22 protein-coding genes and 1 other RNA gene are annotated in these 26832 nt (G+C 60.9%); 10 read left to right on the top strand and 13 right to left on the bottom strand.

The window, feature by feature from the left end; all coding sequences use genetic code 11:
• Nucleotides 1-8 precede the first annotated feature (8 nt).
• The 6 genes from PMI09_RS28635 to PMI09_RS28610 form a co-directional block, all read right to left on the bottom strand.
• The gene (locus PMI09_RS28635; RefSeq protein WP_007802599.1) at nucleotides 9-719 is read right to left on the bottom strand and encodes a cytochrome c oxidase subunit 3; all 711 of its coding nucleotides are present in this window, start codon (nucleotides 717-719) and stop codon (nucleotides 9-11) included.
• On the bottom strand, nucleotides 716-2491 hold the full coding sequence (locus PMI09_RS28630; protein ID WP_007802596.1) for a cbb3-type cytochrome c oxidase subunit I: 1776 nt from the start codon (nucleotides 2489-2491) through the stop codon (nucleotides 716-718). The genes PMI09_RS28635 and PMI09_RS28630 overlap by 4 nt, the downstream gene beginning before the upstream one ends.
• A 54-nt stretch (nucleotides 2492-2545) precedes the next feature.
• Complete coding sequence (locus tag PMI09_RS28625; RefSeq protein ID WP_007802594.1) at nucleotides 2546-3355, bottom strand: cytochrome c oxidase subunit II; 810 nt, start codon at nucleotides 3353-3355, stop codon at nucleotides 2546-2548.
• Between the two features lie 145 nt (nucleotides 3356-3500).
• Nucleotides 3501-3887, bottom strand: coding sequence for a c-type cytochrome (locus tag PMI09_RS28620; RefSeq protein ID WP_007802591.1), 387 nt, complete (start codon nucleotides 3885-3887; stop codon nucleotides 3501-3503).
• Between the two features lie 190 nt (nucleotides 3888-4077).
• A complete protein-coding gene (locus tag PMI09_RS28615) occupies nucleotides 4078-5079 on the bottom strand; it encodes an LLM class flavin-dependent oxidoreductase (RefSeq protein ID WP_037084471.1) in 1002 nt (333 codons plus the stop codon).
• Between the two features lie 126 nt (nucleotides 5080-5205).
• The gene (locus PMI09_RS28610; RefSeq protein ID WP_007802587.1) at nucleotides 5206-7515 is read right to left on the bottom strand and encodes a methyl-accepting chemotaxis protein; all 2310 of its coding nucleotides are present in this window, start codon (nucleotides 7513-7515) and stop codon (nucleotides 5206-5208) included.
• Nucleotides 7516-7755: 240 nt separating this feature from the next.
• Here PMI09_RS28610 and ruvC point away from each other — a divergent pair, with 240 nt between their 5' ends.
• The 4 genes from ruvC (at nucleotide 7756) to PMI09_RS28590 (ending at nucleotide 10640) form a co-directional block, all read left to right on the top strand.
• Nucleotides 7756-8268 carry a crossover junction endodeoxyribonuclease RuvC gene (gene ruvC, locus PMI09_RS28605; protein ID WP_007802584.1) on the top strand — a complete coding sequence of 171 codons (513 nt, stop codon included), beginning with the start codon at nucleotides 7756-7758 and terminating at the stop codon, nucleotides 8266-8268.
• A gap of 34 nt (nucleotides 8269-8302) precedes the next feature.
• Complete coding sequence (ruvA, locus tag PMI09_RS28600) at nucleotides 8303-8920, top strand: Holliday junction branch migration protein RuvA (RefSeq protein ID WP_007802582.1); 618 nt, start codon at nucleotides 8303-8305, stop codon at nucleotides 8918-8920.
• A 78-nt stretch (nucleotides 8921-8998) separates the two neighbouring features.
• Complete coding sequence (ruvB, locus tag PMI09_RS28595; protein WP_007802580.1) at nucleotides 8999-10039, top strand: Holliday junction branch migration DNA helicase RuvB; 1041 nt, start codon at nucleotides 8999-9001, stop codon at nucleotides 10037-10039.
• A 37-nt stretch (nucleotides 10040-10076) separates the two neighbouring features.
• Nucleotides 10077-10640: a DinB family protein gene (locus PMI09_RS28590; RefSeq protein ID WP_007802578.1), complete on the top strand. Its 564-nt coding sequence runs from the start codon at nucleotides 10077-10079 to the stop codon at nucleotides 10638-10640.
• Between the two features lie 22 nt (nucleotides 10641-10662).
• Here PMI09_RS28590 and PMI09_RS28585 read toward each other — a convergent pair whose 3' ends face one another.
• The 7 genes from PMI09_RS28585 to PMI09_RS28560 all read right to left on the bottom strand — a co-directional run bounded on the left by PMI09_RS28585 (nucleotide 10663) and on the right by PMI09_RS28560 (nucleotide 19167).
• Entirely contained in the window at nucleotides 10663-12045 is a 1383-nt protein-coding gene (locus tag PMI09_RS28585; RefSeq protein WP_037084455.1) for a virulence factor family protein, read from the bottom strand.
• A complete protein-coding gene (gene mprF / locus PMI09_RS28580; RefSeq protein WP_007802573.1) occupies nucleotides 12042-14645 on the bottom strand; it encodes a bifunctional lysylphosphatidylglycerol flippase/synthetase MprF in 2604 nt (867 codons plus the stop codon). The genes PMI09_RS28585 and mprF overlap by 4 nt, the downstream gene beginning before the upstream one ends.
• A gap of 253 nt (nucleotides 14646-14898) precedes the next feature.
• A complete protein-coding gene (locus PMI09_RS28575; protein WP_007802571.1) occupies nucleotides 14899-17028 on the bottom strand; it encodes a mechanosensitive ion channel family protein in 2130 nt (709 codons plus the stop codon).
• Between the two features lie 107 nt (nucleotides 17029-17135).
• On the bottom strand, nucleotides 17136-18155 hold the full coding sequence (gnd, locus tag PMI09_RS28570; protein ID WP_007802569.1) for a phosphogluconate dehydrogenase (NAD(+)-dependent, decarboxylating): 1020 nt from the start codon (nucleotides 18153-18155) through the stop codon (nucleotides 17136-17138).
• 127 nt (nucleotides 18156-18282) lie between these two features.
• Nucleotides 18283-18441: non-coding RNA, 6S RNA (gene ssrS / locus PMI09_RS30790), on the bottom strand.
• 59 nt (nucleotides 18442-18500) lie between these two features.
• Nucleotides 18501-18878: a cell division protein ZapA gene (locus tag PMI09_RS28565; RefSeq protein ID WP_007802567.1), complete on the bottom strand. Its 378-nt coding sequence runs from the start codon at nucleotides 18876-18878 to the stop codon at nucleotides 18501-18503.
• 13 nt (nucleotides 18879-18891) lie between these two features.
• On the bottom strand, nucleotides 18892-19167 hold the full coding sequence (locus PMI09_RS28560; protein WP_024315384.1) for a DUF4164 domain-containing protein: 276 nt from the start codon (nucleotides 19165-19167) through the stop codon (nucleotides 18892-18894).
• A gap of 335 nt (nucleotides 19168-19502) precedes the next feature.
• Here PMI09_RS28560 and tkt point away from each other — a divergent pair, with 335 nt between their 5' ends.
• The 6 genes from tkt to PMI09_RS28535 all read left to right on the top strand — a co-directional run bounded on the left by tkt (nucleotide 19503) and on the right by PMI09_RS28535 (nucleotide 26806).
• Nucleotides 19503-21482: a transketolase gene (tkt, locus tag PMI09_RS28555; protein ID WP_007802562.1), complete on the top strand. Its 1980-nt coding sequence runs from the start codon at nucleotides 19503-19505 to the stop codon at nucleotides 21480-21482.
• Between the two features lie 153 nt (nucleotides 21483-21635).
• On the top strand, nucleotides 21636-22646 hold the full coding sequence (gene gap / locus PMI09_RS28550; protein ID WP_007802560.1) for a type I glyceraldehyde-3-phosphate dehydrogenase: 1011 nt from the start codon (nucleotides 21636-21638) through the stop codon (nucleotides 22644-22646).
• A gap of 122 nt (nucleotides 22647-22768) precedes the next feature.
• Nucleotides 22769-22909 carry a hypothetical protein gene (locus PMI09_RS31535; protein ID WP_007802558.1) on the top strand — a complete coding sequence of 47 codons (141 nt, stop codon included), beginning with the start codon at nucleotides 22769-22771 and terminating at the stop codon, nucleotides 22907-22909.
• Between the two features lie 92 nt (nucleotides 22910-23001).
• Nucleotides 23002-23322, top strand: coding sequence for a hypothetical protein (locus tag PMI09_RS28545; protein ID WP_007802556.1), 321 nt, complete (start codon nucleotides 23002-23004; stop codon nucleotides 23320-23322).
• Between the two features lie 361 nt (nucleotides 23323-23683).
• The gene (locus tag PMI09_RS28540) at nucleotides 23684-25534 is read left to right on the top strand and encodes a potassium/proton antiporter (RefSeq protein WP_007802552.1); all 1851 of its coding nucleotides are present in this window, start codon (nucleotides 23684-23686) and stop codon (nucleotides 25532-25534) included.
• 69 nt (nucleotides 25535-25603) lie between these two features.
• The gene (locus PMI09_RS28535) at nucleotides 25604-26806 is read left to right on the top strand and encodes a phosphoglycerate kinase (RefSeq protein WP_007802550.1); all 1203 of its coding nucleotides are present in this window, start codon (nucleotides 25604-25606) and stop codon (nucleotides 26804-26806) included.
• Nucleotides 26807-26832 lie beyond the last annotated feature (26 nt).

Below are 26832 nucleotides of genomic sequence, written 5' to 3'. Positions count from 1 at the left end.
TCTACCCCTTAGGAAACGAGTTGGCGGCAAAGATCGACGAAGTCGTTCGCCAAGCCAGTGAAGAGTGCGAAGAGAAGCAGCCAAACGACGAGCATGAAATGCCAGTAGGTGGCGCAGAGCTCGATGCCGAGGCGCAGCCTGGCTGATGTCGCGGTGCCCGCTCCGCGCGATCTCACTCTGGTCCGCGCCAGCACTGCCAACCCGCCGACAATGTGGAGGCCATGCAGCCCGGTCAGCATGTAGAAGAAGCTGTTCGCCGGATTGTCGACGAGCAGATAGCCCGCCGCGACGAGCTGCAGCCAGGCCACGATCTGCCCGGCGAGGAAAAGAACCGTGGTGGCGAGCGCCACGTCGAGCCCCAGTCGCACGCCTTCGTCGGCGCCGCGGCGCGCTTCGACGACAGCCCATTGCAGAGCTGCACAGCTGCCGATCAGCATGGCTGTATTTGCCCATAGAAGCCGCGGAATGGGGATCGCCCACCAATCGGAGCCGCTCATTCGCGAAAGATACGCGCTGGCCAACAGAGAAAAGAGTGCACCGACAACCGCGAGAAAAATGCCGAGACCGAACTTGGCGACGGGAATCGGCGGCCTCGCTGCGCCCTGGATGTCGTCAAGCGTCCCGATCTCCGCCCATGGCTTCGACATCAACCTTTGCCCGGAGAGCCACCAGATGATGATCGCGGCTACTCCCGCGAGAAAGACGAGGATGACGGTCATGCCGGCGCCCTCGACAGTCCGACCATGGGCGGCTGGTTCTGGGGTATGAAGTCTTCGGGAGCGCCGGGTACGCTGTAATCGTAGGCCCAGCGATAGACGATCGGAAGATCCTTGCCCCAGTTGCCATGAGCAGGCGGCGTCTCAGGCGTCTGCCATTCGAGCGTCGTCGCGCGCCACGGGTTGCCGCCGGCCTCGCGACCGTGGAACAGGCTCCAAACAAGATTGAACAGGAACACCATCTGCGCCGCGCCGACAACAAGCGCGGCGACCGAAATGAACATGCTCAGCGTATGCACTGACGGCGGAATGAAGACCGTGTCGCCAAGCTCGAAATAGCGGCGCGGCACACCCACGAGACCAACGTAGTGCATGGGGAAGAAGATCGCGTAGGCGCCGACGAAGGTGACCCAGAAATGGATCCTCCCGAGAACCTCGTCCAGCATCCGCCCGGTGATCTTCGGATACCAGTGATAGATCGCGCCAAAGACCACCATGATGGGAGCCACACCCATCACCATGTGGAAGTGCGCGACCACGAACATCGTATCGGACAACGGCACGTCGACCACGACGTTGCCAAGGAACAGTCCCGTCAAACCGCCATTGACGAATGTCACAATGAACGCGATGGCAAACAGCATCGGCAGTGTCAGGTGGATGTCGCCTCGCCACAGCGTGAGCACCCAGTTGTAGACCTTGATCGCAGTCGGCACGGCTATGATCAGGGTCGTCGTGGCAAAGAAGAATCCGAAGTTCGGGTTCATGCCGCTGACATACATGTGGTGCGCCCAGACGACGAAGCTCAGGGCTCCGATGATCACGATCGCCCAGACCATCATCCGGTAGCCGAAAATGTTCTTGCGCGCGTGCGTACTGATAAGATCGGAGACGATGCCGAAGGCGGGAAGCGCCACGATATAGACCTCGGGGTGCCCGAAGAACCAGAAGAGGTGCTGGAAGAGGATCGGGCTTCCACCGTCCGACGGGAGTTGCTCGCCCATTTCGACAATTGCCGGCATGAAGAAGCTGGTGCCGAGCAGCCGATCAAACAGCATCATGACCGCCGCGACGAAGAGCGCCGGAAAGGCAAGCAACGCCATCACGGTCGCGGTGAAAATGCCCCAGACGGTCAATGGCATCCGCATCAGTGTCATGCCGCGCGCCCGCCCCTGCAGTACGGTGACGACGTAGTTCAGCCCGCCCATCGTGAAGCCGATGATGAAGATGATGAGCGACGACAGCATCAGGATGATGCCCCAGTCGCGCCCACCCGGCGTGCCTGATGTCAATGCCTGCGGCGGATAGAGCGTCCAGCCCGCACCCGTTGGACCGCCCGGCGCGAAAAAGCCCGCGACGAGCACGATGACGGCGAGCAGGTAGAGCCAATAGCTCAGCATGTTCGCATAGGGGAACACCATGTCGCGCGCGCCGACCATCAGCGGAATGAGGTAGTTCCCGAAGCCGCCGAGAAAGAGCGCCGTCAGCAGATAGATCACCATGATCATGCCGTGCATGGTGATGAACTGGTAATAATGATCCGCGTCGATGAAGGAAAAATAGCCGGGAAAGCCGAGCTGCAGGCGTATCAGCCAGGATAGAACGAGCGCTACGAAACCAATGGCGAACGCCGTCAGGGAATACTGGATGGCGATGACCTTGGCATCCTGGCTGAAGACATACTTCGTCCACCAGCTCTTCGGATGATAGAGCTCGACGTCCGCGACCTCGGCGGGCGGGATGACGTCGCCGGCACTGGTCGGAATATCAACCATCGGATGCCTTCCTTCCTCCTCCCGTCACGGCCGCTCCTCGGCCGCGACGCCGGCCTACTCGGCCGGTTCAACCGCTGCCATCAGCTGCGAGAATGTCTGTTGCTGCGCCAGCCACTCCTGATAGGCGTCCGCCTCGTCGACGACGACCGTTCCTCGCATCTGCGCATGTGCAACGCCGCAAAGCTCCGCGCACAACACCTCGAAGGTGCCCGTTCGCGTCGGCGTGAACCAGAAATAGGTGACCGAGCCTGGGATCATGTCCATCTTGGCGCGGAACTCCGGAACATAGAAATCATGCAGCACGTCGATCGAGCGCAGGTGGACACGGATCGGCTTGCCGATCGGGAGATGCAGTTCGCCGCCTGCGATGATGATGTCGTCCAGGCCGGCTGGATCGTTCCTGATCACGCCGAGAGGGTTGTCGGCGGAAACGGCACGATTGTCCGCCCTGCCCAGCTGACCGTCGGCGCCCGGCAACCGGAAATTCCACAGCCATTGCTGACCGATGACTTCGACTTCTGCCGCTCCCGCCGGGACGGTGATGAACTGGTTCCAGACGACGAGGCCCGGCGCGAGCATCGCTCCCACGCCAAGGGCCGTGCTGCCGGCAAGCCACCATTCCAGGCGCTTGTTCTCCGGCTCGTAGGCCGCCCGGTTACCGGGCTTATGCCGAAAACGATAGATGCAATAGGCCATGAAAGAGATCACGGCGACGAAGACGATACCGGTGATCCAGAACGTGATGATGATGGTATTGTCGATGTAGTTCCAGTTCGAGGCGATCGGAGTCCACCACCACGGGCTGAACAAGTGGAATGCCACCGACCCGACAACGATCAGAACGAGAACCAGCACGACAACCATGCGTTCCTCCCAAGCCCCTGCCGGCCGCGGAAATTACCCGCAATCCGTCGGCACTTACGTTAGGACTATCTCATAAACAGGACATCACGGCAATGGCACGAGAGGAACCTCGCCAGACTGTCGACGAAGCTTCAATAAGCTGATTTTATTTCGAGAATTGCTTGAGATAGGCGATCAGATTGAGAATTTCGCCGTCGTCCTTCAGACCGATGAACACCATCTTCGTGCCCTTAACCTTCAGCTTTGGGTTGTGAAGATAATCGCGTAACGAATTTTCATCCCAGACCAACCCGGCTGTGCCTGCGGCCTTCATCGCGGGCGAATAGGCAAAATTCGGATGCGTGCCGGCGGTTCGGCCGAACAGGTGGTTCAACGACGGACCCACCTTGTTCTTGTCGGTATCCGCCACATGACAGACCGCGCACTTCTTGAATACCGTTTCCCCGGCCGCCGCATCGCCTTCTTGGGCAATGGCGGCCGAGGCGGGAAGACAGATCAGTGAAATCAAAACAGCAAGACCACGGTAACGCATAGCAAGCCTGATCCTCCAAAGGTTGCTCGAAACCGACCGCGCGCGATTTGCGGCGTGCGCCGTCCATCACATTTGTATCGCCACAATGTCGTGCAAACGACATGTGTGATCAAGCAAAGCTATGGTCCGGCTGCGTTAAGTCAATTCACACAAATGGCTGTGGGACCTGAACCGCCCGGGATGCGCGACATTAGGCCGCAGCGCGGAGGAAGTTTCCGAGCCCAGCAAAAAGCTCGACCGATTTCAATCTTGCCTCGACGTCATGGATCGGCATCGAAATGATGACCTCGTCGGCTTCCGTCTCGGCCAGGAACTGCGTGAGCTTTGCTTCAGCCGTCTTCTGCGAACCGACGACGGCGTAGCGAAGCGTATGCTCCACGGTCAGCTTTTCCATCGGCGACCAGAAGCTCTCCATATCCTCGACCGGGCGCGGGAACTGACCGCGCACGTTGCGACGCAGGTTGACGAACTGCTGCTGGGCGGAGGTGAAATGATACTGCGCCTCCTCATCCGTCGCGGCGACTGAACCCATGACGCCGACCATGACATAGGGCTTGTCGAGCACGGCAGACGGCTTGAATCGGCTGCGGTAGATGTCGATGGCATCGAGCAGCGAATCCGGCGCGAAGTGCGAGGCGAAGGCATAGGGCAGCCCGAGCATCGCGGCGAGCTGTGCGCTATAGAGGCTGGAGCCAAGCAGCCAGATCGGCACATTGGAATTCATGCCTGGAACAGCGAGGGTCGCCTGGTTCTCAATCGGCGCGCCAAGCAGCTGCTGCAACTCGACGACATCGTTCGGGAAGCTCTGCGCCCCGGCGTCGAGATTGCGCCGCAGCGCCTGTGCGGTACGCATGTCGGTGCCGGGCGCCCGGCCAAGACCGAGATCGACCCGGCCCGGGAACAGCGCCTCCAGCGTCCCGAATTGCTCGGCAATGACCAACGGCGAATGGTTCGGTAGCATGATGCCGCCCGAGCCGATACGAATGCGCTTGGTCGCGGCGCCGACATGGCCGATCACGACAGCCGTCGCCGCGCTGGCAATCCCCGGCATGCCATGATGTTCCGCCAGCCAGAAACGGCTGTATCCGAATTCTTCGGCCTTCTGCGCCATGCGCGCCGAACTCTCGAGCGACTGGCGGATCGTCCCGCCTTCTGGAACGGGAGAGAGATCAAGAATGGAAAAGGGAACCATGGCGAAGCCTGTCGGTCGTTGAAAGGACAGGTTTATGTAGGTCTGGATGCCGCCCATTCCAAACAACTCGGAAAAGAAAGAGGGCCGGTCTCCCGGCCCTTTCGTTCACTCTGCCAATCGCCCTGCTCAGGCCCGACGTCTAAGGACGTGCACCTCGGCACTCTGGTGCACCTGCGTCAGCGTAAAATTCGCCAGCTGACGGTCCATTTCGACCGCTTCGGTGGCTAGCCGGTGAATCGCTGCCGTTGTTTCCTCGACCATGGCAGCGTTCTGCTGCGTCATCGCCTCCAGTTCGGATACCGCCGTGTTGATCTGGCGCAGCGTGTCGGCTTCCTCGCGGGTCGTTTCCATGATCTCGCTGATCTGGCCGTTGATCGCCTCGACATGGCTGCCGATCCCGGTCAGCGCGTCGCCGGCACGCTCGACGAGGGATACGCCCATTTCCACCTCATGCGTGGACTTTTGCAGCAGGCTCGCGATCTCCTTTGCAGCGCTCGATGAACGCTGCGCCAGTTCACGCACTTCCATGGCGACGACTGCAAAGCCCTTGCCGGATTCGCCTGCGCGCGCTGCCTCGACGCCGGCATTGAGCGCCAAAAGGTTGGTCTGGAAGGCAATCGCATCGATAACGGCGATGATCGAATTGATCTGGCGCGACGAGGCCTGGATCGCCTCCATCGCGGCAACCGTCTCGCGCATGATCTGGCTGGAGCCGGTCGTCTCCCGCTTGGCGTCACGGGCGATCCGTTCGGCCTGTTCGGCACGCTCGATCTGAACGCGGACCGACTGGGTGATTGCATCGATGGCGTTTGCAGTCTCGGTGATCGAGGCGGCCTGACGCTCAGTGCGGCCGGCCAGCTCATCGGCACCGGTGCGCATTTCCTCGGAGCCCGCACGCACCGCCATGGAGTTGCCGCCGATTGCCGTCATCGTTTCGCTGAGCACCGCCAAGGCTTCATTGAAATTGACGCGAAGGCTTTCGAGTTCGTTCGGGAAGCGCGTCTCGATCTGATAGGCAAGATCGCCATTGGCAAGATGGTGCAGACCCTCGTCGATCGCTTGAACGACCTCCTGCAGTGTCCGGGCCTCAGCCTCGCGCTCGGCCATATGTTGCTGGCGATCCCGTTCCGCGCGCGCTCGCGTTTCGTTGCTGGCCGCTTCGAGCTCGCGGCTTTCGACCAGCGACTGCTTGAACCGCGCCAAGGCCTTGGCCATCGTGCCGATTTCGTCGCCGCGGTTTTGGCTACCGATCTCGACTTCGAGGTTGCCATCGGCAACATCGCGGGTGGCGCCGGCAAGGCGAGCAAGCGGCGAGAAGAGCAACTTGGTGATTGCCCACGTCGCAACGGCCATGACGACGAGGACACCGAACGCGATCATCGTCAGCAGAGTGGCGATTTCCAAGGAGCCGGCGTTAAGCTCGCTGAGGCGCACGCTTTCCACGACGAGGAAGCGCGAACCCTTATAATCGATGCCGCGGACATAGGCTCGCGCCGAGCCATCGGCGCGATCGAAGTCGTCGACCGTCATGCCCTTTGCCGACAACGCGTCCTTCGCGAATGTGAAAGGCGCGGTATCGAGCGTCACGAGCTGGCCGGTCGCCTTGACGCCAATCGCCGAGCCGTCATCCGAGATGATTGCCGCCTGCGCCGTGCTGTCGGCCACGATGCCCTTGGCGAGAATGCTGGTAATGATGTCTTCGCGCACCTTGAAGAGCATCACGCCCTTCGCGGCGCCGAGCTTGACGATCGGCACGGCATAGAAGATTGCCGACTTGCCGCTTGCGGCATCGACGCGAAGACCGGAGAAGCCCGTGGGGGCGGAATCATCCGTCGCCTTCGCGGTGTTCTCGATCGCCTTGGCGAAGGCGAGACCGGCGCCGGTCGACTTCCATGCATCGGTCTTCAGGTTTTCGGCGAAATCGTCGTTCTTCTTGTAGGAGTAGAGGACGTTCGCGTCGAGATCGGCAATCAGCAGGTCGCTGAAGGCGGTGTTTTCGAGGTCCCGAGCCACTTCGCTCTGCGTCGTCTCATGGTTGGAATAGTAGAAGCCGCTTGGCGCCTCCGGCTTCATCAGCTTCTCGCGCTGGTCGGCCGGGTTCGGATTGTTGGTAATGAACACCTTCTTCAATTCGGCGCGGGTATCGCCCGACGTCTTCTCGATGGTCTTCCAGCCGCTCTTCAGGCTCGTGATCGACATCTGCAGCGCTTCGATGCGCGCAATCGAGTTTGCCTGGTTTTCCAGTTGCTTCAGCTGATCCTGCAGCATGTCGCCGCGGAAGATCAGGACGCTCTCCTTTGCCTTGAGGGCCTGTTCGCCGGAAATACGGCTGCTGGCGAAGTAAGCGAGAACGTTGATGACCGCAATCGAGAGCGCGGTGAGCAGAATGAAGGTAGCGATGACCTTGAAGGACAGGGATTGAAATCTCTGAACCATGAACGATGAACCCTTCCGGAACGGCACATGCCGGCAGAACGCGGAACGTCCGACCGGTTGACCTGTAAACAGAACACGGGAGCCTTGCCTTCTGTGGAAGGGAGCTCCTCTGACATTTTATGGTTCAAAGTCGGCTATGGAGCTTAAATTGCCGTAAACAGCCGCCCTGAAAAACAACGAATGTTTTTGTTTTGTTCACTTATCGATGGCAGTTATTTCGTGACTGCAATAGGGTGAAGCATGCAAAATACGATTCGCATCATCGGCGTCGATCCGGGCCTGCGCCGCACGGGCTGGGGAATTATCGACACGCTCGGCAACTCCTTGCGCTTTGTCGCATCCGGCACGGTGACCTCGGACGGAGACATGGATCTAGCCTCGCGCCTTTGCCAACTGCACGATGGATTGGCGGATGTCGTGCATAGCTACCAGCCGGATGAGGCTGCAGTCGAACAAACTTTCGTCAACAAGGATGCCGTTGCGACGCTGAAGCTCGGCCAGGCCCGTGGCATTGCAATGCTCGTCCCCGCTCGCGCCGGCCTGCCGGTTGCCGAATATGCCCCGAACGCCGTCAAGAAGGCGGTCATCGGCGTCGGCCACGGCGAGAAGAAACAGATCCACATGATGCTGAAGATCCTGATGCCGAAGGTCGAATTCAAAGGCGACGACGCGGCCGACGCGCTGGCGATCGCCATCTGCCATGCTCACAACCGCGGTAGCAGCCGCATGCGGCAGGCAGCGCTTGCCGGCTAATCTTCACTGAGAACCCACCGAACGGACCAAATGCATGATCGGCAAGCTTAAAGGCACCATCGAAGAAATCGGCGACGACTATGTCCTCGTTGATGTCCACGGCGTCTGCTACGTCGCCTTCTGCTCGGCGCGCACCCTGTCCCGCCTCGGTTCGGTGGGCGAGGCCTGCGTGCTCTTCATTGAGACCTACGTTCGCGAAGACCAATTGAAACTCTTCGGTTTCATGACCGCCCTGGAGAGGGAATGGTTCAATCTTCTGCAAAGCGTTCAGGGGGTTGGTGCGAAGGTGGCTCTCGCCGTGCTGTCGACGCTGCCCCCGAGCGAACTTGCCAACGCCATCGCGCTGCAGGATCGTACGGCCGTCTCGCGCGCCCAGGGTGTTGGCCCCAAGGTTGCCGTGCGCATCGTCACCGAACTTAAGAATAAGGCGCCGGCCTTCGCAGGCGAAGCCTCCGGCACCATCGGCCTCAAGCAGGAGCTCGGCGAAGGCGTCGCCGCCGCCCCGGTCGCGGACGCGGTTTCCGCGCTGACAAACCTCGGTTATTCGCGTGATCAGGCCGCCAACGCCGTTGCCGCAGCGATGAAAACCGCCGGTGAAGGCGCTGACAGCGCGAAGCTCATCCGGCTCGGGTTGAAGGAATTGGCTCGCTGATCCCTCTGCCCAGGCGGGTGTCAAAGCCGCTGGCTTGGTGTATTGGTCACGAGCGTTTGAAGATTGGGAAATGTCAGCATGAGTGAAGCCGCGCGCCTGATATCCTCGGAAAAGCGAGGAGAGGACCTGGATGTGACGCTGCGGCCGCAATCGCTTGATGAGTTCACCGGCCAGGCGGAGGCGCGTGCGAACCTGAAGGTCTTCATAGAGGCGGCGAAGAATCGCGGCGAAGCACTCGACCATGTGCTTTTCGTCGGCCCGCCCGGCCTCGGCAAGACAACGCTTGCGCAGATCATGGCGAAGGAACTCGGCGTCAATTTCCGCTCCACCTCCGGCCCGGTTATCGCCAAGGCAGGCGATCTTGCGGCCCTTCTGACCAATCTCGAGGAGCGCGACGTGCTCTTCATCGACGAAATCCACCGCCTCAACCCGGCTGTCGAGGAAATCCTTTATCCCGCGATGGAGGATTTCCAGCTCGATCTCATCATCGGCGAAGGCCCTGCCGCGCGCTCGGTCAAGATCGACCTGTCGAAATTCACCCTCGTCGCGGCAACGACGCGTCTCGGCCTTTTGACCACGCCGCTGCGCGACCGTTTCGGCATTCCCGTCCGTCTGAGCTTCTACACCGTCGAGGAACTGGAGCTGATCGTGCGTCGCGGCGCGCGCCTGATGAACCTTCCCATGACCGATGAGGGTGCGCGGGAAATCGCCCGTCGCGCCCGCGGCACGCCGCGTATTGCCGGTCGCCTGTTACGCCGCGTGCGCGATTTCGCCGAAGTGGCGAAGGCCGAGGCCGTCACCCGCGAGATTGCCGACGAGGCGTTGACGCGGCTGCTCGTCGACAATATGGGCCTCGACCAGCTCGACAAGCGTTATCTCAACATGATCGCGGTCAATTTCGGCGGCGGCCCCGTTGGAATCGAGACCATCGCCGCGGGGCTCTCCGAACCGCGCGATGCGATCGAGGACATCATCGAGCCTTACATGATTCAGCAGGGCTTCATCCAGCGTACCCCACGCGGCCGCGTTCTCACGGCGACCGCCTGGAAGCATCTCGGCATGCAGCCCCCGAAGGATCTCGAAGCGGCGCAGTTTCGTTTGTTCCAGGAAGACGACTGACGCTTGCGGGTGGCCCCGTCAAGAAGGGAGTTATCTGATGCCGACGTTCGACCCCTGCAGGACCGCCCGCAAACTTGCCTTTAACAATGCGCTTGCGAACCACCGGCTGCATGAGGCTTGCGGCCGGTTGCTGCCGGGAGAGTTCGAGGCTGCGCGGGTAAGCTTCTTTCCGTCGATCAAGGCGACACTCAACCATATTCTGACGGTCGACTGGTTTTACATCGATGCGCTCGAAGGCGGCATGCTTGGGCCTGCCGCCTGGGACGTCGAGGAACCGTTCGACGATATCGCAAAGCTTGCAGCAGAGCAGGCCAAAGTCGATCGTCGGCTGGTCGCGCTCTGCGAAGCCGCCACCCCGGAAAAGCTGGCGTCGGTGACCGAGATCCATCGCACCGAACGCATCCAGCGCGAGCGGATGGAGGACGTTTTGAACCATCTGTTCCAGCATCAGACGCATCATCGCGGCCAGGTTCACGCGATGCTGGCGGGAACGAGCGTGCCGCCGCCACAGCTCGACGAATTCATCGTTGCAGACGATGGTCGCTTCCGGAGCGGCGATCTCGCCGCTCTCGGCTGGAGTGAAGACTATTTGATGCGCTAACCTCTGAAGGGAACGATGCGCTCTAGTCCTGCAGTCGCGCCTTCAGCCCGTCGATGATCGTCTTGCTCAGGAGCTCATAGTTCTCATCAAAGTGGTGGTCGCCGGCAAGGGCGATCACATCCACACCGCTGTCCTTCAGATCAGGGCAAGCCACCTCGTCGTCATCTTCCTTTCCGTAGATGCACTGGACGATCTTCGGATCGACCTTCTTCAGGTCATCAACCGGGTCGCCACCGGCACCTTCGGTCTTCTGGCCGAGCCATCCCATGACGGAGATCTGGTAATCCACCTCGTGCGAGAGAGACAGCAGCGACATCTGCGCGATAGCCGCCTTGGCGGCAGGCTTCAGACGTGAATAGGCGGCAGGCACGACGTCGGCGCCGAAGGAATAGCCGATGAGCAGAACGTGCTTCACCTTCCACTGCTTGCGATAAAGCTCGATAATCTTGCTGAGATCGTCTGCCGTTTGCTGCGGCTCCCGTTCCGACCAGAAATAATGAAGCGAGTCGACGCCGACGACAGGGACGCCCTGCTTCTGCAGCGCCGCACCGACCTCCTTATCGATGTCGCGCCAGCCGCCGTCACCGGAGTAAATGATCGCCATCGTATCGAAGGCCGGCTTGGCATCCAGAATGGTGAGCGGCAGGCCGAGCGGATTGTCGGCACTGCCGGAGGCGTCGATCAGGTCCGAGAGCATGTCGCCAAGCGTGGTCTGCGCATCATCGCCGGAGTCGCGAATCTCGATGTCGGAATGCTGCTTCTTGAGCTCCTCGACATGCGCGCGACCGTCCTTGTTTGCTGATGCCGTGAACGACGCGATGATCGGGTCCGGCAGCGATGTGTCGCTAAGCCCATAGATCATGCGATCGCCGACCGTCTGCTTCTTCGCCGGCGTGCAGAGCTCCTTGGTAAGCGGGATGCCCGCAACCGGATCGATCACCAGCGTTTGGCCGATGGTCGCATCGGGGGTCTGCGCAGCAATTGCGAGTGCCAGCGCGCCGCCCTCGCCGACGCCGGCCACGATCGGCAGATGGTATGCGCTGTTACCAGCCGCGCGCTGGACCTGCTGGCTCAGCGATTCAATATCGGACACCATGTAGATGCAGCCATCATTCTGGCTGACGTCGTAGTTCCTGAGCGCTTCCATGTAGGAGGCGAAGTCGATGCCGATGACGACGGCCCCTTGTTCGACGAGCCGGTCGGCCTCCGCCTTTTCGTTGTCGCCCCAGCCGGCACCATCCGATATCAGCACGACGGCCCCTTTCACGTCGCCATCGGGCAGGAAGATATGCGGAGAAGGGATAAGCCCGGTCTCAAAGCTCTGCGTCGTCTCGGTCGCCGCCATTGCAGCCGGAACGGACAGTGACAGGGCGCAGACGGCTGCAAGAAGGTGTCTTTTCATCATTTCCTCACTACCCCTCTCAATCCGCCGCCGATCAGGAATGTTGCGTCCATCAGAGCGAGCATCGGATTGCCTCCACCCGAAACCGCAAGATATCGCGGATGCCATTGCGGGTGAAACTTTGATTTGAAAGCCCTGAGGCCCTTGAAGTTATAAAACCGCTCGCCGTGCTCGAAGACAGTGCTGCCGATGCGGTCCCATACCGGTGCCATCTCGCGCTTCGACATGCCCGAGAGCGGCGCCATGCCGAGATTGAAATGCGAAAATCCCTGGTCGCGCAGGTATTCCATGATCTGGACGAAGAGGAAGTCCATCGCCCCCTTCGGCGCATCCGGTGAGAACCGCATCAAGTCGATGGTCCCCTCGTCCTTCGCTGCCGTTATCAGGATATTGGCGAAGGCGACAATCCTGCCTTCACGCTTCAGGATGCCAACCGGCTGGGCAACGATATAGTCAGGATCGAACGCACCGAGCGAGAAACCCTTCTCCTTGGCATTGTGATCCTCGAGCCAGGCATTCGAGACCGCGGCAAGCGCATCCATCGCAGCGGGAACGTTTTCCGGCGCGATCACCTCGAATTCAAGGCCGTCACGCTGCGCACGGCTCGCGGTTTGCCGCAGGTTTGCCCACTTGCCGCCTTTCATCTCGAAAGTCTTCAGATCGGCGACGGCAAGCTCACCCAGTTTGAACGCGCGCAGGCCCGCATCGGCACAGTGGGAAAGAAGCGCCGGCGAGATCTGGTAAAAGACCGCGCGGCAGCCGGCGGCTCGCGCGGACTCCACGAAACGCCAGACCAGCTCTGGAATGGCGCTGCGCTCGCCGATCGGATCGAAAAGAGCGATCCACGATCGCCCCTGCCTGCCGTACATGATGAAGGCGTCGCCTTTCTCGGAAAACATGATGCTCTTGTCGCCCATGCGCACCAGATTGGCGTCGGCGAAGCGCTGCTTCTCGACGATGTCCACCGCCCGCTGCAAGGCATCCGTTGACGCGGGCTCCGGTTTGACCGCGACCGGACGAAGGAGGCTGAAGATCGCAATCGCCGAGGAAATGATGGAGATGCCGAGCACAGCACGCAGACCACGTGGCGCTTCATCGGCGAATTCGAACTGCCACCAGAGCTCGCTGCTGTACTCGACGTCGCGGTAGACGAAGAGCAGGATCACGATCGCACCGACGCAGATGACGGCGATGGCCGTCAGCCACGATGCCGTCAGCGTCTGGTTGAGAAGGGACGCATGTCTGCGGAACAGTCGGCGGCTGACGAAGAGGCCGAAAATCAGGAAGCCGAGGAAACATGCCTCGACCAGCGCAATCGCCTTCAGCAGAGATAGCGTCAACGCCGCTGCGGCCGACAGGATCGATACCCACCAGGCGCCGTCGAGCTTCTGGCCGAGGCCCCGTGCGGCAACGACCAACGCCAGCCCCAGAACGCTCGACAGGAAATGCGCGCCTTCGACGATCGGCAGCGGCAGATAGTTCGCAAGAAACGCGAGGTTCTGGTCCGGCGTCGGCGTCACGCTCGAGAAGACCAGCATGACGCCGAGGAGCAGCGACAGCGTCGAGAGCAACTGCGGCATCAACCGGATGCCAATCCGCCGGATGCCTGACGCAACCGGGTGATCCGCAAATCGGCGGAGCTCGGTCGCCGACACCGCAAGGACGGCGATCAACAGCGGCAGAACATGATATATCAGGCGATAGAGCACCAGCGAGCCAAGCACAGCATCGATGTTCACAGCACTGCCGAGCGAGGCGATGATAACGGTCTCGAACACGCCGAGACCGGCTGGCACGTGACTCAAGACGCCAAGGCCGACAGCAATCGCATAGACGGCCAGGAACACCGGCCAGCTGATCGCCGCCTGCGGCAGCAGCACATAGAGGACGGTCGCCGAGGCGGCGATGTCGAAGGCGGTGACCAGAAACTGCCGCGACCAAGTACGCGAGTCCGGCAGTCGGATCTCGATCGGCCCAAGGTGGATCGCCCGCCCGTCGCGCCCCATGAACATGATGACGCCAAGGCCCGCGATGACGGCACCGGCCAACAGCCTGAGAGTGAGGCTACCGACATTGATCAGTGGCGCGATTTCATCAGCAATGATCAGGAGCGCGATTGCCGCGACCCCTGCAAGCCCGAGCCCGAACGACAGCGTCACGAATGCAATGACCCGGCCGATCTCCTCAGGCGTCAAGCCGAGGCGCGAATAGGCGCGATACCGGATTGCACCGCCGCTCAGTGCGCCAAAACCTGCCGTGTTGCCGACCGCATAGGCGCTGAAGCCGGTCAGCGCCACCTGTGGAAACGGCAGCTTGCGGCCAACATATTCGATGGCGTTCACGTCATAGAAGACAAGGGCGAGGAAGCTCAGGCCGGTGAAGACCAGCGCAAGCACGATCGAGCTGACCTTGGTGTCAGCCAGCGCCTGAACCACATCGTCGTAACGCACCTCGTTCGTCAGCTGCACAATCGCAAAGCCAACGAGACAGAACAGCGCGAGTGTCGCCAATGCCGTCAGGAGCGCGCGATAGCGTCTGAACAATCTACGCACCGAAGATTCGTCGGCGTCTTCGATTTCTTCCAACTTGCCGTGTCCCGACATCTCGTACCGTCGCAATATTCCAGTTTGGTGGGAATCATGTTCGAAACACGTAACATGGGCGGCCCGCAAGCTCTATGAATGCGTAGCCTGCCCCGCCCTGACCCACCGTTGTCGCCTGCTTCATCTCCAATTGGGGCAAATTTGGCGCAGGGCGCGCCCGCGCACATTGCAATTTCGTAACGTTGACAAGGCTGGGGCGGCAATAGGAGGATTGCGCGAGGTCGGCTTGATCCGAGAGCAAGGACGTCGGACGCTACACTGCAGGCTCATCCGAACTTGGGCGTTGCGAAAGGTGACGGGCGGCGGCGGCGTGTGCCTCAGCCTCGTGCCCTTCGCTGGAAACCTGCACCGTCGGCACAGCAAATTCGATGCCGTTTTCCTTGAAGGCATTGCGGATCATGGCCAACGCATTGCGGCGGATGACGAACTGTTCGCCGGGCTTGGTCATCATTGCCAGCCGGATGACGATCGCAAACTCGCCGAACTGTTCAACGCCCTTCATCTTCAGTGTTTCGATGATGTGCGGGCTGTAATCGGGATTATCCAGCAACTGCTGCCCGATCTGCTTGATCACCTTCTTCGCCTTCACAAGGTCGGTGTCGTAGGTCACGTTGAGGGTGATCTTATCGATGGTCCAGTCACGGTTGAGGTTCTTGACCGCGCCGAGTTCGCCGAAGGGCACCGTCGTCAGCGGCCCACGGTGATGCCGCAGCCGCACCGAACGCAGGCTGAAGGCCTCGACGACGCCCTTGTGGCTGCCGCTCTCGATATACTCGCCGACGCGAAAGGCATCGTCCCAAAGATAGAACATGCCGCTGATGACGTCCTTCACGATGGTCTGCGCCCCGAAACCGACGGCAACGCCGACCACCCCGGCGCCCGCAATCAGCGGACCGATCTGGACACCCAGGCCCGAGAGCACCATGAGAACAGCAATAACCGCGATAACGACGGCGAGAATATTGCGGAAAATCGGCAACAAGGTTTGCAGGCGGGCGCGGCTGGCCCTCTCCTCGTCCGTCATCGCGCCTTCGATACGAGAGTCATCGAGCTTGCCGTTGATGTAGGCACGCGCCAGGTGCCACAACAAATCGGCAGCCAGCAGGATGACGATGCCGCCGATCGCACCACGGGCAAGGCGGTCGATCATGGTCTCTCCCGCCGCCATCCGGTCGGCCACAAGCCCGATCATGCGACCGAACCAGAAGGCTGCAGCTGTGATGATGAGCGCGCGAACACCGCGGTCAAGCAGCACGGTAGCGATCCGGCGCCCGGCGAGAAAGCCTGCCTCCGCCTGATGCAAGGAACGAACCGCCAGCGTTGCGACGGAAAGTGCGCGCGGCAAAAGCACGGCATAAATCCCGAGCCACAGCAGTAGGTTGAACCCCGAAACCCAGAGAATCCAGAGCAGAGCGAAATAGAGCGTCAGTCCCCAGGAAACGCCGATGCTACGATGCTGTCCCTCCTCAACCGGGCGGGACCAGACTGCCTCGACCGCGATGGCAAACAGCCCGATACCGAGGATGTAGGCGACGAAGTAGCGCGCGCCTTCGGAAAAGCCAAGCGGCACCATCAATTGGATCGCTGCCCAGCCGAACGCGAAGTAAATCACGAAGAGCGCGCAACGCCGGAACCAGAAAAGGGCCTGGGCTCGCGAAATCTGGCGCTCGCCATCCGCGCGCGGCAAGGTGGCAAGGGCGACTAGGAGCCGTCCGAACGCGATGGTAAAGCGGGCAACCACGAGCGCGATCGCAATCGCGATGGCCATGGATCGCGTGACAGGCGGCCAGTTGAAAGCAAGCAAAGGTACCAATGTCGCCATGGAAAAGACGATTGCCGGGACAATGCGATAAAGCAGGTTTGCTGTAGCGTGATGGGCAACGGTGACGACTTCGTCGTCGGTCCGTCGGATTCGCGGCTTCGGCACGACCAGACGGAACAGCAGCTCGACAACCGCTCCGGTCAGAAAGAGGGCAATGACTTTCGTCGTTATCAGCACCCAACCGGTCGGCGCAACCTCACGCTCGACGATATCAGAAGCGGACTCGACTTCACCGGGAAGCTCCATTGCGGCATCGGAGACCATTTCGACATGGCGGCGGGCGTGACCGACGAGTTCCGAGAGCGCCGACATTTCGCCAGCTTCTGTCTGGGTGGCAGTCGGCGCCGCCTTCATTTGGGTCGCCATCCACTCTTTCACCTGCCGCGTTTGCATCAGCTCGAGCATCTGCCGAACTTCCGCCGGTGGTTGAGCAGCGGTGGTTGCAGGGGGGACCGAAGGAGGAGTGGCAGTTTGGGCGACAGCAGCCCCCGCGACGGCAAGCACGAACACCGCCGATATCAGCCGCTGCAACATCCCACGTGCGCCAATTGCGAAACCCATCTTCCTTACCCCCGATACGATCTCTCAACAATATATCGTGCTGTATGAAAGAAAAGCCCGCGCAGATGACGCTGCGCGGGCTTAATTAATAGCAAGGGATCGCGGCTCTATGCCTTTGGCTTCTCGACGTGGCCGCCGAAGCCCGCACGCATCGCCGAGAGCACCTTGTTGGCGAACTCGTCATTGTCGCGCGACGAGAATCGGCCGTGGAGCGCGGCGCTCAGGACCGGCGTCGGCACACTTTCATCGATCGCAGCCATGATCGTCCAGCGGCCCTCGCCGGAATCGGAAACGCGGCCGGTATACTTCGTGAGGACGGGATCCGCATGCAGCGCGTCGGCCGTCAGATCGAGCAGCCACGACGTAATGACGCTGCCGCGGCGCCACACTTCGGCAATATCAGGCAAATTGAGATCGTAGCGATAGTATTCGGGATGCGCCAAAGGTGCGGTTTCGGCGTCGACCTCGTGCGTGACCGCACCGACATTGGCATGCTTCAGGATATTCAGCCCCTCGGCATAGGCGGCCATTAGGCCATACTCGATGCCATTGTGCACCATCTTGACGAAGTGCCCGGCGCCGTGCGGACCGCAATGGAGATAGCCCTGCTCCGCAGTGCTATCCGGATGCGCACTACGACCCGCGGAAGGAGCGATGTCCCCCTGCCCCGGCGCCAGAGACGCAAAGATCGGCGACAGAGACTGGACGATCCCTTTCTCGCCACCGATCATCAGGCAATAGCCACGTTCCAGGCCGAAGACACCGCCACTGGTACCAACATCAACATAGTGGATGCCCTTGGTGATCAGTTCGGCACCACGCCGGATATCGTCATGATAGTATGAGTTGCCGCCGTCGATGATGATATCATCGTCGTGCAGCAGCGGCAGAAGCTGGGCAATGACCTTATCGGTGATGGCTGCCGGCAACATCAGCCAGACAGCGCGTGGCCGCGACAGCTTCGAGACGAACTCTTCAAGAGAGGCACTGCCGACGGCCCCCTTGCCGACGAGATCGGCAACGCTTTCCGGCTTGGCGTCGTAGACGACGCATTCATGGCCATCGCGCATCAATCGCTGGACCATGTAGTTGCCCATGCGGCCCAAACCCACCATGCCAAGCTGCATCTGAAATCTCCTGGAAATTAAATCGATATAATTCCGGAAATTAGCATTCGGATCGCTGCAAGCAAGTGAAGTGTGCGTCACATCTGCGTTGCGCCAGCAGCACAGCACGAAAGGGGTAGAAAGGAAAGTGCGATCCACGGCAACCGATGGATGTTTACGATCCTGGGCGCCTACAAACGTAGGTGGGCACCGTGTGTCCAGGCCCACGAGCCTGGTCAGGGACAGCTCCCTTTGGATCGAGTATGGCCCCAGGGATTGTGGTTCCTGTCGAGAGGCGCAGACCGCATTCCGATATATAAGGCCGATTTCCGCGGCGCGCCAGAGGGCCTGGGAGGCCGCCCTTATTTAATTGAGCTCGGCGGGCGCCCTGCCGTTCAGCTTGTCGGTAATGCCGCGGATACGGCTCGTCACCTCTCCAAGCGCCGCCGCAAGACTCTCTTCAGTGCGGGCATTCGCCGCCAACACAGTATCGCTGGTATTGCGCAGGGTGCCCAGTTCGGATTCGAGATCCGCGACGCGGCGGTTCAGCTCCGAAATTTCGTCCATGACCATGATGCCTGCCATCACGGTAATGCGAAGGTCGCCGATTTCGCCGAATTGGCCCTTGAGATGGCCGACGTAGTTGTCGAAGCGCGTCGCGAGGTCTGTCAGGTGATCTTCCTGCCCTTCCTCGCAGGCCATGCGATAGGCCTTGCCGTCGATCGTTACAGTTACCTGCGCCATGTGCCGCGCCTTTCTATCGGTCCAGAACCGCGCGGATCGTCTCCATGGCGGTTACTAACCGCCGCGAGACCTCGCGATTGACTTCCTCGAGCCGGTTCGCGCGGAACTCGGCCTGATCCAGCTCCTGGGCAAGCTTCGAGCGATCGGCATGAATACGGCGAACCTCGCCTTCGATCTCGCCTTGCTCTCGTTGGTGCTCGATACGCATCTCAACTGCGTTCTCGAGCCCCGAGATTGCTTGCCGCAGCTCGTTAAGTGCTGCTTCCATGATTTTGCCTGTAGGCGTCATGTCTCTTCCGGTTCCCCGCACAAGACCCGCGAATCGGCGCCCGAGACCGATCCAGTATTTCCAAAAGGATACGCACCTCGCCAACGGTGCGTCAATAAAGCCGGCGCCGCGGCTGCCGACCTATTCTGTGGATGACGAAAATCAAACTACCGGCAGCGGCACCGTTCAACTTTTGTAAAAACTGATGGTCAAATGTCTAAAATCGATTGGAGAGGCCTTTGGGGGGCCTTCCATTTGTTGACTTGGCCGTTCCAACTGCTATGTGTCACCCGCTCTCATTGATGGTCTCCACAGGCTTGAGGCCATCCCCCGACACCGGAACCCGTGGAATAGCCATGACCTCCCCTGAACAAAACGACCGGATGGCAAATGCAATCCGTTTCCTCGCCATGGATGCAGTCGAAAAGGCCAATTCCGGGCATCCCGGCATGCCGATGGGCATGGCCGACGTGGCGACGATTCTGTTTACCAAGTATCTGCGGTTTGACCCGAAGAAGCCGCATTGGCCGAACCGTGACCGCTTCGTACTGTCGGCCGGCCACGGCTCGATGCTGCTGTACTCGCTGCTCTATTTGACCGGCTACCCCGACATGACGATCGAGGACCTGAAGCAGTTCCGTCAGATCGGCTCCAAGACCGCCGGCCATCCGGAATACGGCCACGCGACCGGCATCGAAACGACCACCGGCCCGCTCGGCCAGGGCATTGCAAACGCCGTTGGCATGGCGATCGCCGAGCGCAAGCTACGCGATGAATTCGGCTCTGAGCTTCAGGACCATTACACCTACGCCATCTGCGGTGACGGCTGCCTGATGGAAGGCATCAGCCATGAAGCGATCGCGCTCGCCGGCCACCTGAAGCTGAACAAGCTCGTTCTCTTCTGGGATAATAACTCGATCACCATCGACGGCGCCGTCTCGCTGTCGGACTCGACCGACCAGATTGCCCGGTTCAAGGCCGTCCACTGGAACACGATCGAGATCGACGGTCACGACCAGGCTGCCATCGCCGCTGCCATCGAAGCCGCCCACAAGTCCGACCGTCCGACCTTCATCGCCTGCAAGACGATCATCGGCTTCGGCGCCCCGAACAAACAGGGCACCCACAAGGTCCACGGCAACCCGCTCGGCGCCGAAGAAATCGCAGCCACCCGCAAGGCGCTGAACTGGGAATACGAGCCCTTCGTCGTTCCCTCCGACGTTCTCGATGCATGGCGCGCTGCCGGCAGCCGTTCTGTTGACCTCGTCAAGTCGTGGGAAGACGGGCTCGCCAGGTCCGCGCACAAGGCTGAGTTCAGCCGCCGCTTCGCCGGCAACCTGCCGGAAGGCTTCGATGCCGCGATCAGCGCCTACAAGAAGAAGCTCGTCGAAACCAAGCCGACGATCGCCACCCGCAAGGCTTCGGAAGACGCGCTTGAGGTCATCAACGGCTTCCTGCCGGAAACGCTTGGCGGCTCGGCCGACCTGACGCCGTCCAACAACACCAAGACCAGCCAGATGCATTCGATCACGCCGACGGATTTTGCCGGTCGCTACATGCACTGGGGCATCCGCGAGCACGGCATGGCTTCGGCCATGAACGGCATCGCGCTGCATGGCGGTCTTATTCCTTATGGTGGCGGTTTCCTGATCTTCTCGGACTATTGCCGCCCGCCGATCCGTCTGGCAGCTCTCATGGGCATCCGCGTGGTACACGTCCTGACGCATGACTCGATCGGCGTCGGCGAAGACGGCCCGACCCACCAGCCGGTCGAACAGATCGCCGGCCTGCGCGCAGTTCCGAACCTGCAGGTCTTCCGCCCGGCCGACGCCACCGAAACGGCCGAGTGCTGGCAGATTGCCATCAAGGCGAAGAACCATCCGTCCGCACTCGCGCTCACCCGCCAGAACCTGACGACGGTGCGCACCGAGTACAGCGAGAAGAATCTTTGCGAACTGGGCGCCTACACGCTCGCCGGCAAGGCCGACGCAAAGGTGACGATCTTCGCTTCGGGCTCCGAGGTTGAGCTCGCCGTTGCCGCCCGTGCAACGCTCGAAGCCAAGGGCGTCAGCGTCCGTGTCGTCTCAGTCCCCTGCACGGAACTATTCTTCGAGCAGCCGGATGCTTACCGCAAGGAAGTCATCGGCAACTCGCCGGTCAAGATCGCCGTCGAAGCTGCCGTCCGCGAAGGCTGGGATGCCTTCATCGGGCCGGAAAGCACTTTCGTCGGCATGAAGGGCTTCGGCGCGTCCGGCCCGGCCAAGGAAGTCTTCAAGCATTTCGGCATCACCGCGGACGCCGTGGTCGCTGCCGCAGAAGCAAAACTCAGCGCATAACCCTTCAAATCGGCTCCGATTTGAAGAAAGGATTATGCGCAGTTTCCAAGTACTATAGCGTCCATCGCGCGTCATATGCGCGTAGCGCTATAGGGAGCGCTCAGGCGCTCTCCATCTCAATCCGCAAGCCCCATCTCTAGGGAGTGAATGCACATGACTGTAAAGGTTGCCATCAACGGCTTCGGCCGCATCGGCCGTAACGTTCTCCGCGCTATCGTTGAGTCCGGCCGCACCGACATCGAAGTCGTTGCCATCAACGACCTCGGCCCGGTCGAGACCAACGCCCACCTGCTGCGCTACGACTCAATCCACGGCAAGTTCCCTGCCGAGGTAAAGGTTGAGGGCGACACGATCACCGTAGGCGGTGGCAAGCCGATAAAGGTGACGGCGATCAAGGACCCGGCAACGCTGCCGCACAAGGAACTCGGCGTCGACATCGCGATGGAGTGCACCGGCATCTTTACCGCTCGCGACAAGGCGGCCCTCCATCTGGCGGCCGGCGCCAAGCGCGTCATCGTCTCGGCTCCTGCCGACGGTGCCGACCTGACCGTCGTTTTCGGCGTCAACCACGACCAGCTGACCAAGGACCACCTGGTCATCTCCAACGCGTCCTGCACGACGAATTGCCTCGTGCCGGTCGTGAAGGTTCTCGATGACGCTGTCGGCATCGACCACGGCTTCATGACCACCATCCACTCCTACACCGGCGACCAGCCGACGCTCGACACGATGCACAAGGATCTTTATCGCGCCCGCGCTGCGGCTCTGTCGATGATCCCGACGTCGACGGGCGCTGCGAAGGCCGTTGGCCTCGTCCTGCCGCATCTGAAGGGCAAGCTCGACGGCACCTCGATCCGCGTTCCGACCCCGAACGTCTCGGTCGTCGACTTCAAGTTCGTCGCCAAGAAGGCAACGACCGTCGGCGAAATCAACGAAGCGATCAAGGCTGCTGCAAACGGCAAGCTCAAGGGCATCCTCGGCTACACCGACGAGCCGCTCGTTTCCCGCGACTTCAACCACGACAGCCACTCCTCGATCTTCGCAACTGATCAGACGAAGGTCATGGAAGGCAACTTCGTGCGTGTCCTGTCCTGGTACGACAACGAGTGGGGCTTCTCCAGCCGCATGTCCGACACCGCCGTTGCTTTCGCAAAGCTCATCTAAGAGCATCGCGAGATAAATCGTCGAAAGCGGCTCGGGTAACCGGGCCGCTTTTCTTTTGGCGCCAAACTGACTAGCGTCACAGCCACAAGAAAATGCCGGATGAATGGCTGGCGGATTTACCCATGAAAATTCTCATGACGATCATCGTTTTCCTTATGGTCGCGAGCGTGTTGAGCTTGAGCGTCGTTGGCGGGCGCAGTTCGAAGCAGATCGCCGAAGGGCAGCCGCTGATGGCGTCCACACGCGTCATGGGGCCTCGATAATCCGCTCCCTGAGAACGATAGGACTGGCGCGGCCCGGCCGATCACCGTACTGTCGATCGAAGGCAGACTGCACAGAAGCGAAAGAGAATTTGATGGACTACTTTACGATCGAGATCGGCGGACAAGCGATCGCAAGTTTTCGCTCCGAGAATGCCGATGATGCCAAGAATTTCTTCGAGGCCGAGGATTTTCGCGAGGACCTGACGGTCCTGCAATCGCAGGGCAAGCCGGTTTGGGATGGGGCCACCATGCTCACGCTGCGCAAGGCGACTGCCGAAGAGGCAAGCGAAGTCGAACACGCCTACGAGTTCGACGACGATCCGGAGCGCACCATCGACGATGAATTTGTCGTCTTTCTGGTCCCGATTTCCGACATCGCCGAAGACCGGGACGATGAGGGCGACGACGCCTGAGCCGTAGCGATCAGATAAGCGAGCGCTCTAGAAGCGCGCCTGCTGAAGCCCGGCGCGGCTCTTGTGGCCATCACTGATTGCGAGGAAAAGCGCTAGAGCGCGGCTTCTGCCCTGCTATCGCCCGATTTGCTCATACACTCGATTCATAGCTCCTTCGTGAGCGCTCATCCGGCTTTGCCGTCCGGCACGCCAAAACAGCAGCATGAAGCCGCAAAACAGCACGGGTTTGACCGCAAGGTCTACCCATCCTGCTTGTTTTGCCGTTTACTCGTAGCGGGCTTGAGTGACCACGAAAGGGCGATCAGAAATGGGCTGCGGGACCGGGGGCGGTCTGCATTGAATTGTGGGTAAGGGGACAGGCATGGAAGCGTTCTACATCGTCGTACTGGTATCGACGACGCTCGTGCTTCTGGCCGCATTCTCCAGCCTGCTCGCCTTCCGCTTCGGCGCTCCCCTGCTCCTGCTCTTTCTGGCGATCGGCCTGCTTGCGGGAACGGATGGTCTCGGCATCGAGTTCACCAACAATTATCTCGCCTATATCCTCGGCTCCATCGCGCTTGCTGTCATCTTGTTCGACTCCGGCTTCGGAACGCCGGTGCAAGCTTTTAAGCTTGCCGCGGTGCCCTCTCTGACGCTCGCCTCGGTCGGCGTCCTGATGACGGCGGCACTCATTGGCGTCGCAGCCATGTGGCTGCTGAATTTCACTTGGCTAGAGGGCCTGCTGCTTGGCTCCATCGTCGCCTCGACCGATGCAGCCGCCGTCTTCTTCTTGCTGCGCATCGGCGGCATCAACATTCGCGACAAGGTCCGCTCGACGCTGGAAGTGGAATCCGGAACCAACGACCCGATGGCGATCTTCCTGACCATCGCCCTCGTCGAGATTCTGGCCAGCGGCGAACGCTACCACGGCATCAACATCGGCATGCTCGCCATGTTCGTGCAGCAAATGGGCCTCGGCGTGATTCTCGGCCTGCTCGGCGGCATGATGATCTCGCTAATCGTCAGCCAGCTGGAAACCGATCGTGGCCTGACCCCGATCTTCGTGCTGGCCCTGGCGCTGCTGGTCTTCTCGGCTACCGGCGCGGTCGGCGGTAGCGGCTTCCTCGCTGTCTATGTCGCCGGCATCTACGCGGGCAATCGCAAGCTGCAGGGCTATGCCTCCATCAAGCGCTTCCAGGATGGCATGACCTGGCTTGCCCAGATCATCATGTTCCTCGTCCTCGGCCTGCTGGCGACCCCGTCGCAGTTTCCGGCGATCGCCATCCCCGCCGTGCTGCTCGCCCTGTTCCTGATCTTCATCGCGCGCCCGCTCGCCATCTGGCTCTCGCTGCTGCCTTTCGACTACACGCAGCAGGAGATCGGCTTTGTCGCGTGGGTCGGTCTGCGCGGTGCTGTTTCGATCCTGCTCGCCATCATGCCTATTCTCGGCGGCCTGGAGAATGGTCCGGTCTATTTCAATACCGCCTTCATCATCGTGCTCGTCTCGCTTCTGGTGCAGGGCTGGACCATCAAGCCGGTCGCCAAGAAGCTTGGGCTCATCATCCCACCGCGCATGGGCGCCGTCGACAAGGTGGAAGTCGATCTGCCTGGCGCAGCAAACCACGAGCTTTTATCCTACCGCGTCGTCAAGGACAGCCCGGTGCTGCGCGGCGAGCGCATCCCGCGCTGGGCAACGCCGTCGCTCGTCATCCGCGACGGCAAGTCAATGCGCTACCAATATGCCGGCCGGTTGCGCGAGAATGATCTCGTCTATCTCTTCGTCGTTCCTTCCTATTCGCGGCTTCTCGACAAGCTCTTTGCCAGCCGCGCGCCGGTCGAGGAGGACGATGCCGATTTCTTCGGCGCCTTCGCGCTGTCTCCGGCCCGGCCGGCCGCCGATCTCGACGCCGCCTATGGCCCAGGCCTGCTGAACGAATCCGAGAAGGGCCTGACGATCGCCGAGCTGATGAAACACCGTCTGGGCGGCAAAGCCGACTATGCCGACAGGGTGCGCCTCGGCTCCATCATCCTCATCGTCCGCGACCTCGACGACCAGGATCACATTACCTCGGTCGGCATGTCGCTCGAGGCTCTGGAGCCTGCCACCGCCTTGCCGATCTTCCTCAATCTCCACGACATCATCGACCGTATCCGCGACCGTCTCAAGGGTCGCAGGAACCGGGGAGCAGCCGCCGCTGCGACATCAGCCAGGGCCGATGAAAACCCGCAATGACCGCCTTGCGTCTGCGGTCATCCTTGCTATGGTCCCCGCATCTTTGGGCAATAACGAACGGACTTTTCCATGCCTTCCTTCAAGACCCTCGACGACCTCAACGACATTGCCGGCAAGCGTATCCTCGTTCGCGTTGACCTCAATGTTCCGGTCAAAGACGGCAAAGTGACCGACACCACGCGCATCGAGCGCGTTGCCCCGACGATCTTGGAACTCTCGCAGAAGGGCGCCAAGGTCATCCTGCTCGCGCATTTCGGTCGCCCCAAGGACGGCCCGTCGCCGGACCTCTCGCTGTCGCTGATCGCTCCGTCGGTCGAAGAGGTGCTTGATCACCCCGTGTCCACCGCAAGCGACGTCATCGGCGATGCAGCGGCGGCCGCGGTCGCATCGATGAAGAACGGCGACATCCTGCTTCTCGAGAACACCCGCTTCCACAAGGGCGAGGAAAAGAACGACCCGGACTTCGTGAAGGCGCTTGCGGCAAATGGGGATATCTACGTCAACGATGCGTTCTCCGCCGCCCACCGCGCGCATGCCTCGACGGAAGGTCTCGCGCATCACCTTCCTGCCCATGCCGGCCGCACGATGCAGGCCGAGCTTGAGGCGCTGGAAAGCGGTCTCGGCAACCCGGCCCGCCCCGTCGTCGCCATCGTCGGTGGCGCCAAGGTCTCGACCAAGATCGACCTCTTGATGAACCTCGTCAAGAAGGTCGATGCACTGGTAATTGGTGGCGGCATGGCGAACACCTTCATTGCCGCGCGTGGCACCAATGTCGGCAAGTCGCTCTGCGAGCATGATTTGGCAGAGACCGCAAAGCAGATCATGATCGAAGCGGCCACGGCCGGCTGCGCCATCATTCTTCCCGAAGACGGCGTCGTTGCCCGCGAATTCAAAGCAAACGCCGCCAATGAAACGGTCGCGATCGATGCAATCCCCAGTGATGCGATGGTGCTTGACGTCGGCCCAAAATCGATCGAGGCGATCAAGGCCTGGATCGAGCGCGCTAATACGCTTGTCTGGAACGGCCCGCTCGGCGCTTTCGAAATCAAACCGTTCGACAAGGCAACAGTTGCAGCAGCGAAATATGCGGCCGAGCGCACCAAGTCCGGCAAGCTTACCTCGGTTGCCGGGGGCGGCGACACGGTCTCGGCTCTGAACCATGCCGGCGTTGCCGACGATTTCAGCTATGTGTCGACTGCAGGCGGCGCCTTCCTCGAATGGATGGAGGGCAAAGTACTTCCCGGCGTTGCCGTCCTGGCCAAAGCCAAGTAATCGGCACAAGCAGATTTAACAAATTT

This window comes from Rhizobium sp. CF122 (genome assembly GCF_000282035.1).
Taxonomy (GTDB): Bacteria; Pseudomonadota; Alphaproteobacteria; order Rhizobiales; family Rhizobiaceae; genus Rhizobium.
The sequence above is the reverse complement of the archived record's forward strand: the minus strand, read 5'-3'. Positions and strand labels throughout refer to the sequence as shown.

Bases quoted from the DNA above. Each gene is read 5' to 3' on its own strand.
- PMI09_RS28625 (WP_007802594.1), bottom strand. From the start codon at position 3,355: ATGGTTGTCGTGCTGGTTCTCGTTCTGATCGTTGTCGGGTCGGTGGCA.
- PMI09_RS31535 (WP_007802558.1), top strand. From the start codon at position 22,769: ATGAAAATTCTCATGACGATCATCGTTTTCCTTATGGTCGCGAGCGTG.
- ruvA (WP_007802582.1), top strand. From the start codon at position 8,303: ATGATCGGCAAGCTTAAAGGCACCATCGAAGAAATCGGCGACGACTAT.
- tkt (WP_007802562.1), top strand. From the start codon at position 19,503: ATGACCTCCCCTGAACAAAACGACCGGATGGCAAATGCAATCCGTTTC.
- PMI09_RS28575 (WP_007802571.1), bottom strand. From the start codon at position 17,028: ATGGGTTTCGCAATTGGCGCACGTGGGATGTTGCAGCGGCTGATATCG.
- PMI09_RS28620 (WP_007802591.1), bottom strand. From the start codon at position 3,887: ATGCGTTACCGTGGTCTTGCTGTTTTGATTTCACTGATCTGTCTTCCC.
- PMI09_RS28635 (WP_007802599.1), bottom strand. From the start codon at position 719: ATGACCGTCATCCTCGTCTTTCTCGCGGGAGTAGCCGCGATCATCATC.
- PMI09_RS28630 (WP_007802596.1), bottom strand. From the start codon at position 2,491: ATGGTTGATATTCCGACCAGTGCCGGCGACGTCATCCCGCCCGCCGAG.
- PMI09_RS28560 (WP_024315384.1), bottom strand. From the start codon at position 19,167: ATGACGCCTACAGGCAAAATCATGGAAGCAGCACTTAACGAGCTGCGG.
- PMI09_RS28565 (WP_007802567.1), bottom strand. From the start codon at position 18,878: ATGGCGCAGGTAACTGTAACGATCGACGGCAAGGCCTATCGCATGGCC.
- PMI09_RS28545 (WP_007802556.1), top strand. From the start codon at position 23,002: ATGGACTACTTTACGATCGAGATCGGCGGACAAGCGATCGCAAGTTTT.
- ruvC (WP_007802584.1), top strand. From the start codon at position 7,756: ATGCAAAATACGATTCGCATCATCGGCGTCGATCCGGGCCTGCGCCGC.
- PMI09_RS28610 (WP_007802587.1), bottom strand. From the start codon at position 7,515: ATGGTTCAGAGATTTCAATCCCTGTCCTTCAAGGTCATCGCTACCTTC.
- gap (WP_007802560.1), top strand. From the start codon at position 21,636: ATGACTGTAAAGGTTGCCATCAACGGCTTCGGCCGCATCGGCCGTAAC.
- PMI09_RS28590 (WP_007802578.1), top strand. From the start codon at position 10,077: ATGCCGACGTTCGACCCCTGCAGGACCGCCCGCAAACTTGCCTTTAAC.
- PMI09_RS28540 (WP_007802552.1), top strand. From the start codon at position 23,684: ATGGAAGCGTTCTACATCGTCGTACTGGTATCGACGACGCTCGTGCTT.
- PMI09_RS28535 (WP_007802550.1), top strand. From the start codon at position 25,604: ATGCCTTCCTTCAAGACCCTCGACGACCTCAACGACATTGCCGGCAAG.
- PMI09_RS28585 (WP_037084455.1), bottom strand. From the start codon at position 12,045: ATGATGAAAAGACACCTTCTTGCAGCCGTCTGCGCCCTGTCACTGTCC.
- ruvB (WP_007802580.1), top strand. From the start codon at position 8,999: ATGAGTGAAGCCGCGCGCCTGATATCCTCGGAAAAGCGAGGAGAGGAC.
- PMI09_RS28615 (WP_037084471.1), bottom strand. From the start codon at position 5,079: ATGGTTCCCTTTTCCATTCTTGATCTCTCTCCCGTTCCAGAAGGCGGG.
- gnd (WP_007802569.1), bottom strand. From the start codon at position 18,155: ATGCAGCTTGGCATGGTGGGTTTGGGCCGCATGGGCAACTACATGGTC.
- mprF (WP_007802573.1), bottom strand. From the start codon at position 14,645: ATGTCGGGACACGGCAAGTTGGAAGAAATCGAAGACGCCGACGAATCT.